General features: G+C 58.1%; 6 protein-coding genes. All 6 read right to left on the bottom strand.

The annotated features are described in order from the left end of the window. Window positions 1-735 precede the first annotated feature (735 nt). The gene (locus AC1D1Z_RS30295) at window positions 736-1,860 is read right to left on the bottom strand and encodes a glycosyltransferase family 2 protein (protein WP_477852561.1); all 1,125 of its coding nucleotides are present in this window, start codon (window positions 1,858-1,860) and stop codon (window positions 736-738) included. Then, a complete protein-coding gene (locus AC1D1Z_RS30290) occupies window positions 1,857-3,611 on the bottom strand; it encodes an ABC transporter ATP-binding protein (RefSeq protein ID WP_026230731.1) in 1,755 nt (584 codons plus the stop codon). The genes AC1D1Z_RS30295 and AC1D1Z_RS30290 overlap by 4 nt, the downstream gene beginning before the upstream one ends. Next, on the bottom strand, window positions 3,604-4,683 hold the full coding sequence (locus AC1D1Z_RS30285; protein ID WP_477852560.1) for a glycosyltransferase family 2 protein: 1,080 nt from the start codon (window positions 4,681-4,683) through the stop codon (window positions 3,604-3,606). Before AC1D1Z_RS30285 ends, AC1D1Z_RS30290 begins: the two co-directional genes overlap by 8 nt. 7 nt (window positions 4,684-4,690) lie before the next feature. Beyond that, the gene (locus AC1D1Z_RS30280; RefSeq protein ID WP_130652892.1) at window positions 4,691-7,693 is read right to left on the bottom strand and encodes a trifunctional glycosyltransferase/class I SAM-dependent methyltransferase/polysaccharide deacetylase; all 3,003 of its coding nucleotides are present in this window, start codon (window positions 7,691-7,693) and stop codon (window positions 4,691-4,693) included. Beyond that, a complete protein-coding gene (locus AC1D1Z_RS30275) occupies window positions 7,687-8,904 on the bottom strand; it encodes a glycosyltransferase family 2 protein (protein WP_477852558.1) in 1,218 nt (405 codons plus the stop codon). Before AC1D1Z_RS30275 ends, AC1D1Z_RS30280 begins: the two co-directional genes overlap by 7 nt. A 31-nt stretch (window positions 8,905-8,935) precedes the next feature. Further along, window positions 8,936-9,493: NAD-dependent epimerase/dehydratase family protein (locus AC1D1Z_RS30270; protein ID WP_477852557.1), on the bottom strand; the 558-nt coding region annotated here is incomplete at its 5' end.

Here is a 9,493-nt window from a genome sequence, read left to right as displayed (position 1 = left end):
GTGTTAAATTGCATCGGCAACTTTTCCACGCCCGGCCAGCCCAGGACTATTGGGCCATCGGCCGTAACAACCTCACCAGTGCGCCGGCAGGTTGTCGGGCCGTTGAGAACCGGGGAGGGAAATAACTTTCGGGAGATTTCTCCGAAAGCTAAACGCCGATTCTTGTGAAATGAAGGAGCTAATAAAACCAATAACGATAATTGAGTAGAAGAAATAAAATTTATCAAAAGGTAAATTTATTGTTTTCAGATAATGGTTGTATTAAACATCAATTATAAGACGATTGAAATTATATCAAACTATAATCACAGGATGTGTTCTATCTCAACAGCGTAATATCGTCATCCGAAGGAAGATCTATCTACGCTGATGCAGCGACAACGGCGACCGCATTTGTGCAACCAGCCGAGAAGCAAAGTTGAGGACCCGCCGGGGTGGGTGACGGGTCCTCCAGTCGGAATGCCTGCACTGTACGTAGGTATGATTTCAGTTAAATTCGACATTGTCGAAGATCATTATTGGGGTAGTTCTTTTTTTCTTTAGATTACTCTCTTTTTTAGCAATTGCTATTCTACATCAATATAAAATTTCATAGTACAAAATAGTGAGATAGTCACCAGGCTGGTGGAAAGGAAGGGGTTTCAAACCTTTGGATGTTTGACGGCGCTCGATCTCTTCGGCGCGACAATAGCGGCCGAGCGGAAAACGCCGTCGACAGCCGTTCAGCCGACAGATTCAAGCCTCCTGCAATGAGGTCGCCGCAGCGCATTCGTCAGACCGATCGATCTCGGATAAGCGGCTGAGCAATGTCTTCGTTCTGAAGCGAGACCAACCGCCGACCAAGGGCAGGAGCGGGTCTATCTCTTCGAATTTCCTGAGATTCTTTTGCTTTTGCTCCCTCGCTGGCCAGATTTTYGACAACGCCCTGCGTGCGGCTCTGTCTGATTTTGTAAAGATCAATCTGGCGAGGACGCCGGAGGCGACCATAGGGCTATGATGATAAATGTGTTTGAGCGAGGTCGCAGCGCTGGGCCAATCTTTCAGAGCGGCAAATTTTGAAAATGCATAAAGATGCGCCGACGCGCGGGCGCAGCTGACGACAAAAGCCGGAAGCTGGGGATTGCGAGCGATACATCGCTCGGTCACCGCCAGAAGCGATCGCGCCATCCGCGACCTATCTGAAGACATGGCTGCGGAATGTGAGCGATAGCCCACCAGACCCAACGGCACCGTCTCGATCCTGAAATGTTCAGCGGTGCGGAGTTCGAAATCGAAATCCTCGCATCCTCCAATCCCCTTTCTGGCATAGCTTGAATCGTAGCCGCCGATCTTGTCGATGACAGCGCGGCGAACCATGAAGCCGCTGCCATTGCCGACGAAGCGGAATACGAGATGACGGTTGAGAATGCTGTCCCGGGCGTTCAGCGACGAACCGGATCTCGTGCAATATCCTTCGGTATCGATGAAGCGGTGAAGGGCATAGACCGCGCCCCAGGCGTCCGGCAGGGGATGGAGCGCCGCAAGCATTCTTTCGACATAGGTCGGATGCCATATGTCGTCCGCATCGAGGAAGGCGATATAGGCGGATTTCGATGCTTTTATTCCGGTATTGCGGGCCGCAGCGACGCCACGGTTTTCGGTCGACAGAATCCGGATCCTTGGGTCGCCCGCGGCGARACGGCGACAGATCGAGCCCGTGTCGTCCGTCGAACCGTCGTCGATGATGACGATCTCCAGCGCCTTGTGGGTCTGGTTGCTGACCGACTGGAGCGTGTGGGCAAGGTAGCGGCTGGCGTTATAAGCAGGGATAATAACGGCCACTTGAATGCGGGACGTGGTTGGCATCTCCATGGCTGTCACCCGAGCTTGGATGTGGGGGTGGGGGGGCGGAGATCGATCCGGTTCTTCATCAGCCTGGCGACAGCGGGCCGATGGCTAACGACGATCAGCGTTCTGCCGGCGTCTTCTTTCATCGCCGAAAACACCCGCATCTCTGTCTCTTCGTCGAGTGCGCTTGTTGCTTCGTCCAGCAGCAGGATCTGAGGCCGGCCGGCGAGCGCGCGCGCCAGACCTATGCGCTGCCTTTGTCCGCCCGAAAGCCGGATCGCCTCGTCGCCCAGCCATTCATCAAAGCCATACGGCAGATCTTTGATGAATTCCGTTGCGCAGGCCACATCGGCCGCCCAGCGGATATCCTGCTCCGAGATATCACGACGAAACCGGATGTTGTCGAGGACCGTGCCTTCCATCAGTTCAACGTCCTGGCCCGACACGGAGAGCAGTTGCAGCCAGCTGGAACGGTCGATGGTTGTCAGATCCCTGCCGTCGACCGTGATCAGCCCCTGGGTCGGCGGGTTGAGATCGAGAATCATATTGAGGATCGTGGTTTTGCCGGAGCCACTCGGCCCCGTCAGAGCCGTCGTCTCGCCTGCTCTGATTGCGAAGCTGAGATCGTGAACCGCCGGGGCGTTCGATCGCTCATAGGCAAAGGAGACGTTGTGGAAGACAATCGCCTCCGCCAGGCGGCTTACCTTCTCCCCTTGCGATGCCTGCTTGATGTCATCCTTCTCTGAAAGCAGGGCCAGAACGTTTTGCAGGGACGCTTCCATCTCGTAAAGGCTGAGAATCTGGGAATCGAATCCCTTGATATGCGGCTGAAGCCTGTAGAGAAGGATCGTGGCCGAGAGCGCCGCCTTGAAATCGACCGGCAGGAATTCCGAAGACAGAATGATCGTCAGGATGACCCCGAAGGTCAGCATTTCGCTGAGAAGCGAGGTTATCGCTCCCATCCCGTCTGACCGGCGCCAGGTCTGGCCGACGTCGTTGGAAAGCGCCTCGAAGAGTTGTTGGTGGCGCTTTTCCATGCCGAAGCTTTTGACGGCCTTCAAAGTCTGCAGCGTTGTCCAGCTCAACTGTGTCAATGCTTCCACCGCAGCCAGTGCAGAGGCACCGAGACGGCGGTAGGCACCGGCAAAGAAACCCAATACAAAATTATGGATGAAGCCGAAGGCGAGAGCCAGCAACGCGATCGGCCAGGCCATTATCAGCATGCCGACGCCGAAAATCACAATCGTACCGAAATTCACCCCCAGCCGTACCAGACTGGCATGCGCCGACGATACCGCATAGGATTCGGTCGCGATGACGTTGATCAGGTCGCTGCGCTCATAGTCTTGAAAGCGCTGGAAGGGCATGGTCAAGACCTTGGCGTAGAGGCGGTCTCGCATGCGGTCGCTAATCCGGTGGTTCACTGCGCTTGCAATCAGTGAATTGGCGCATCCCAATAAAATCCGGAACAGGATGGAGCCGATGAGGATGCCGATCAGGACAGGCTTCGAAAGACTGAGGTCGATGCCGCCGAAAATCGCTGGAAGCCATGCGACGGCGGAGCCGGAAACGGGACCTTGCTGCCCGAGAAGAAAGACGAGGCTGACCAGAAAGGTGATGCCGACCATTTCCGAGAACCCTGTGAGAATTCCCAGGACGATCATCACCGTCATCTTGAGCCGCAGCGCCGGTACGAGTTGCAGAAGCTCGCGAAATCGAGACGCAACGACCAGGTTGTAGGCTCTTGCGGGCATGGCGGAAGGCGGCTTTCGAAACCTATTCATTGTTGACCATCCGCGAAGAGGTCAGGCCAGTTGCTTCCCTGGCAGGCATGGCCGTGAAACGATCGCTAAATGCTGTTCCGGGTTGCGGAATGATCGCGCCGGCGAAGCGGGTTTTTGGCCGGGCCGGAGGTTTGCCGAGCGCGCGCTTTGCTATACCCTTGGCGTTGCGTTTCGCCTGGCGCCAGCCTTGCTGCACGCCATGGACGATGAGCTGTAAGGAGTATTTTCTTACCATCATCGGCGCCAGCTTGTTGACTTGCGCATAATCGTTGCCAAGAAGCGCCTTCTTGAAATACCAGCTCGCCGTGTTGAATTCCGCTGTCCGGATATCGCGCGCAAGCTGCGGATAGCGTTCGATGATCGGGGCCATCACCAGCGCATGGGACTTCAGCATCCGGTAGGCGTTGCTGGACATATTTCCCTTGGTGAAGCGATAACCGGTCAGGAAATCGGGAACCAATGCGAAGGGCAGYGTCTCGGCCAAGGCCAGATAAAGTTTCAGATCTTCACATCCCTCGGCCCCGTTGTCGCGCAGGCCGGCGTCATAGCCGCCGCAGCGAAGGATCTCCGCGCGCGGCATCAGGGGTGTGCTGCCATTGCCGATGAAATTTTCCCTCAGCAGAGGTTCGAAGATGTTTCCTTGATGCATGACCGGTCGTGAATGGCCGAAAATGATGCCGTTCTCGTCGATCGCCGCATACCAGTTGTAGGCGACCCCCTGTCCGTCGGGAAATTTCCGCAGCGCCTGAAGCTGGAGCTCGATCTTGCTGGGATGCCATGTGTCATCGGCATCAACCGGGGCGATGTAGGGGCCGCGGGCCTCCTGGATGCCGCGGTTGCGCGCGCGCGCAACCCCTCCAWTCTCCTGGCGGAGAACCCGTACACGGCGATCGGTCAGGCCATAGTCGCTGGCAAGTTCGAACGTACTATCCCGCGACCCGTCGTCGACCACAAGGATTTCGAGCTTGTCGTAGGACTGGCTGGAGACACTTTGCAATGTTTCGGCAAGCGTCTTCTCGGCGTTGTAAGCCGGTATGACGACGGTGATGAGAGGGGCCGCAACGCCAGTCATGGTATTGTCATCCGATATAAGCTCCCGGCAGGCCCATAAGTTCAGGGAAGGCTTCAAGAGGGTGATCGCCACGGACTTCGAAGCGTGGCAGACCGAAGAGATTATCGGAAAATGTGGCTTTTGCCGGCCGTGTCGTGAAGCCGATCCCGTAGCCGGCAAGCGCCAGAATGCCCGGGACCCTGAAGTCTGTCCCGCCATAGGGAAGCGCGATCGATTCCACGGAGGTGCCGAGTCGGCTCTGCAGCGCATTGCGCGACAGCATGGCTTCGGCCAAAAAGACTTCGTTGTCCATCGCACTGGCTGGTGTGTGGGATGCGAGGTGGGAGCCGAAGCAGATGCCCTTTTGGTGCAGCTCCTGAATGTTCGACCACGACATCAGCGGCGCAGGTTCTCCATAGGCCGAATCCCAGTCTGACCGACCGCCGACTTTATCGGTCACGACGAACACCTCGGCGCTGAAATCATTCTCGGCAAGGATCGGGAAGGCGTCCGTCAGGAAGTCCAGGTAGGCGTCGTCGAAAGTCAGCATGACAGGCCGGCCCTGGATCGGCTTGCCGCTGCGCAGAAGATCCGCCAGGGTCTGCGCCGTTAGGGTATAAAAACCCTGTCGCCGAAGGAACTGCATCTGCCTGCGGAAGATCTCCGGCGGGGTGCGGAAGCGCCGGAGTGCCGTGGGTCCTCGCTCTGCGATCCTGTGATACATGAGAATGGGAACCGAGGTCGTGACCTCCGTCGTCCATGCTACCTCGCGGTTTACGCCAGCCGGTCCCCAGATGATGTGTTTCGCCACATCCGCATCCAATGGGGTTCCATGCCCCTCGATGCGCAGGACGGGATCGGCCACGGGGCCTTTTCGGAACCGGTGGATGGCGTAGAGTTCGGTCTCGATCGTCTCTTCCAGGGCCAGATCAGCTTGTGCGGCCAGGACCTGTTTGATCGTCCCGACACCGAAGGGATTGCCCCAGTCGAATCCCGTTCGGGCGGGTTCGTCCTCACGGATATGCGCATGGGCGGTAATCAGATAGCCGTTCGGCTTCACCGCTGCGGCCATCTTCTGACAGACTGCCGCAAGCATCTCCTCGTCTTTCATGTAGTAAAGGACTTCGGAGCAGATAACGAGGTCCTGTTCGGGCGGAACATCGCTCTTGACGAAGTCAAGCACGCGAAGCTCGACGTTTCGATGGTCTCGGCAGCGCTCGACCGCCCTGTCGATTGCCCGCTGGGAAATATCGGTGGCCGTCAGCCGGCCGACCCTTCGCGCCAGCTTTTCGGTGAAAATCCCTTCGGCGCAGGCGAGTTCCAGGGCCTTCTCGATCCCTTCCGGGATCAGGTTCAACGTCTGCTCATATTTAACCTGCTCGTAGACCGAAACGTAGTTCCATGGATCGGGACGTTCGAAGATATGTTCCCAGTACTCTTCTTCCGAGCGAACGGGGGGAGCGGAGTTTCTTTCCTCCGGCTGCGGGCCAGAGGGGTCTGAAAACAGTGGGGCTGGATCTCGCTCGAGATTCCGAAGGATGTCGGACAGTCGGGCGTCGTTGTCTTGTTTGTCGCTTGGCGCGGAGGCAAGGAGAGCCTTGCGTCCGAGATGCGCCAAAAGCCGTTCGAGACGTCCTCGCCGACGGCCGTTCCGGATGATGAGGCCGCCGAAGGCTCTGTAGCCGCGCAGTGCCTCCCTTGTCCAGGAACTGATATAGGCGAGCGTGGGCGGGGTTTGCAGATGCTCTTCGGCCTGCATCTCATGCATGATCAGCCTGATCTGCGCCCGGATCGATAGATCGCCCCAGAGCGGCCCGACAAAGGTGCCGACGTGCTGTCCGCCGGACAGGGCGTGCATTACGAGCGTGTCGGCTGGCTCGGCCTTGGGGATTCGCGAAAGCGTTTCGAGCGCGGCACTGACCACTTGGACATTGCCAAGCGCGAATGATCGCAAAGGGTTTGCGGCGGATATGTGCCAAGACACGGCCTCAATGATCTTGCGCCCAGTGCCGGGTAAGGAATTTTTCTCAATCAGCTGGATGAGCAAAAGGAACGCCGGCCGCCATTTGTCGAGCACATCAACGAGATCGTCGGCGCGATCCATAGAGAGCCCGGTCTGCAGGCCATGCAGGATTACACCGGCAAGAAAGTTTTCGTAGCCCCCAGCGTCCGGCATTTCAGGCAGAAGCGCTGCAAGGGCTGCAATATCCACCTTCGGGTCGAGCCCGGCCGACACGACCCAGGCGAACATGCGCAGCTGGCTGACGGGGGGCGTGATCCAGCCTGTGTCCGGCCCCTCGGCCGACAAGCCTTGCTGCGTCTGCAGCGCTTGCGCCTTCGATGTCACGCGAATGGCGTCACGCACCATTTTGGTCGGATCGCCGGAGAGCGAGTCCACCTTCATGCGATAGAAAGCGAGGCATTGGTCGACGCGACGAAATTCGGCGCCGGAAAAGGCCATGCGAAGCCAGAGATCCCAGTCCTCGCAGGTCTGCAAGGTCTCATCCATGCCTCCCACTAGCTCAAAAAGGCTTCTGGGAAAGACAACCGTATGGATGGCGAGTGCACAAAAAGAGGAGAACTCACGCTTGGCGACGTCTCCCGTCAAGATGGGAGGTTGTTCTACCTGCATAAGCCTGCCGTCCGGGGCGACGCGGCGGAAGGCGCAATAGGCGATAACTGCTGGAGATGAATTCTCCGCCACTGGCTGCATGTTTTCGATGAAGGTCGGATCCAGCCAGTCGTCGGCATCCAGCATGCAGAGCAGGGGCGCGGCTGCCAGTCTTGCGGCGTGATTTCGCGCCGCGGCCGCACCAGCATTCGGCTGACGGGCGGGGAGAATGCGGCTGTCCGTGTTTGCGATGCTCTCGAGAACCTCCCAGGTGCGGTCGGTCGAGCCGTCATCGACAACGACGGCCTGCCAGTTCGATCGCGACTGCTGCTGCAGGCTGGCAAGACATTCGGCTAGCGTATCGGCTGCATTGTAGGCCGGGATGAGGAATGAAATGTCAGGCGTTGCGGCGATCACCATGCGGGCCTCTTCCATCGCCGCAGAACGTAGAGAGCGCCATTTACGCTTCCGAGCATCTCCTGCTTCAGGAAGACGTCGTGCGACGTCGTGCCTTTGCGAAGCCGTCTTCGGAGCCTTCCGGCGTAATATTTCGGAAACGAGAGCAGGATGCGCCGCAGATTGGCGTTATTTCCTGTGTTCTGATACTGGACCAGCAGGGCTGCGACATGGCCACTCATATATTGGTAGATTTGTTTGGCGAGCCCCTTCATATCCTTGCGATGAAAGTGCCAGGCGACCGCCGTCGGCTCGTAGCGGCAGACATGACCATGATGGAGGAGCCGGTTCCAGTATTCGGAATCGCCTGAGCATCCGGCAGCGCCCATGTCCAGGCGGACGTCGAACAGGCCGATCTCGTCGAAGACCTTGCGGCGGATGGCCTGACTTGCGCCGGCTCCTATCGTCCAGACCGGAGCGCCGTAACGTGCATCCCTGGTATAGAAGTCCTGATTGAAATCCTGCCGCAGATAGCCCCGGCCGAAACCCCAATGCTTTTCGAAGATAAACTGCGCAGGCGTTGCGAGTTCTCCGGGAAGGACCAACCCGGTGACGCAGGCGATCTCCGGCAGATCGAACCCCTTCATCAGGTTCTCCAGCCATCGCTCATGGAGGACGACGTCATCGTCCGTAAACGCGACGAATTCGGTTCTTGCCGCACGAACCGCCGCATTGCGCGCATAATCCAGCCCGACTCGATCTTCACGGACATAGGTTGCGCCCGATTCCTCGACCACGCGACGCGTTGCCTCGCCTGCAGAGGCATTATCCACCACGATGATCTCGACGGGGCTGAGCGACTGTTTGGGGATCRAGGCCAGGCAACGGCGTAGTTCCTCCGGCCGGTCCTTTGTGCAAATCAGAATGCTGACGTCACGGTTGCCCACAGGGGTTTGCGCGACTTGACGCGCATGCTCGAGCGTCTCGGGCCGCACGACACGCTCAGCGAGTGCCGCCGCCGCCTCGGGCCTTTCGATATAGGCTTGTCCTACGGGAAGACCATCCGACAGAAAGACCACGAGCCCATCGGAGACCGGGGGCGAATCGGCGAGGTGAGAGGTGGCGAGATCGAGATAGTGAATCGGTATGGGAAAACTTATATCCTTCAGATCGGACGGAATTGGTTCTCGCATCATTACTCTCTCAATCGCACCGTGAACATACGCCACCTGCATCCAGGACGCGAGTCTCGAAAGTCATCGTGGTTTATTCGGCCGCGTGCGCCTTCATTTGGTCCCTGAACCAATCGAGCGTCATCGCCACGCCCTGTTCGTAGGTGATTTTGCACGACCACTCGGGCATGACATAGTGCGCATTGGTCAGGTCCGGCCGTCTGTTCGTGGGGTCCTGCGGCGGTGACGGCTCGAAGACGATCGGCACGCCGCCGACGAGTTTGGAGACATATTGGGCGACCTCGAGAACCGAAATCTCGCGATCATTGCCGACGTTCAGGGGCCCCTTATAGTCGGTTTCATTTATCCAGAAATATCGTGCGAAACCATCGACAACGTCATCGACATAGCCCCAGCTGCGTGACTGAAGGCCGTCGCCGAACACGGTAATCGGGCGGCCCGAAAGGGCCTGGGTGATGAAATTGGAGACCGCGCGCCCATCGTCGGAGCGTGTCCGGGGACCATAGATGTTGAAGGGGCGGACGACCTTGACGTCGAGCCCTTGGGTACGCTGCATCTCGAATAGCAGCGACTCCGTGCACCTTTTGCTCTCGTCGTAGGATGAGCGCGGTCCGGTGCAGTCGACCTGACC

Source organism: Rhizobium sp. P1_E1, from assembly GCF_056406015.1.
The sequence above is the reverse complement of the archived record's forward strand: the minus strand, read 5'-3'. Positions and strand labels throughout refer to the sequence as shown.

Bases quoted from the DNA above. Each gene is read 5' to 3' on its own strand.
- AC1D1Z_RS30290 (WP_026230731.1), bottom strand. From the start codon at position 3,611: ATGAATAGGTTTCGAAAGCCGCCTTCCGCCATGCCCGCAAGAGCCTAC.
- AC1D1Z_RS30280 (WP_130652892.1), bottom strand. From the start codon at position 7,693: ATGGTGATCGCCGCAACGCCTGACATTTCATTCCTCATCCCGGCCTAC.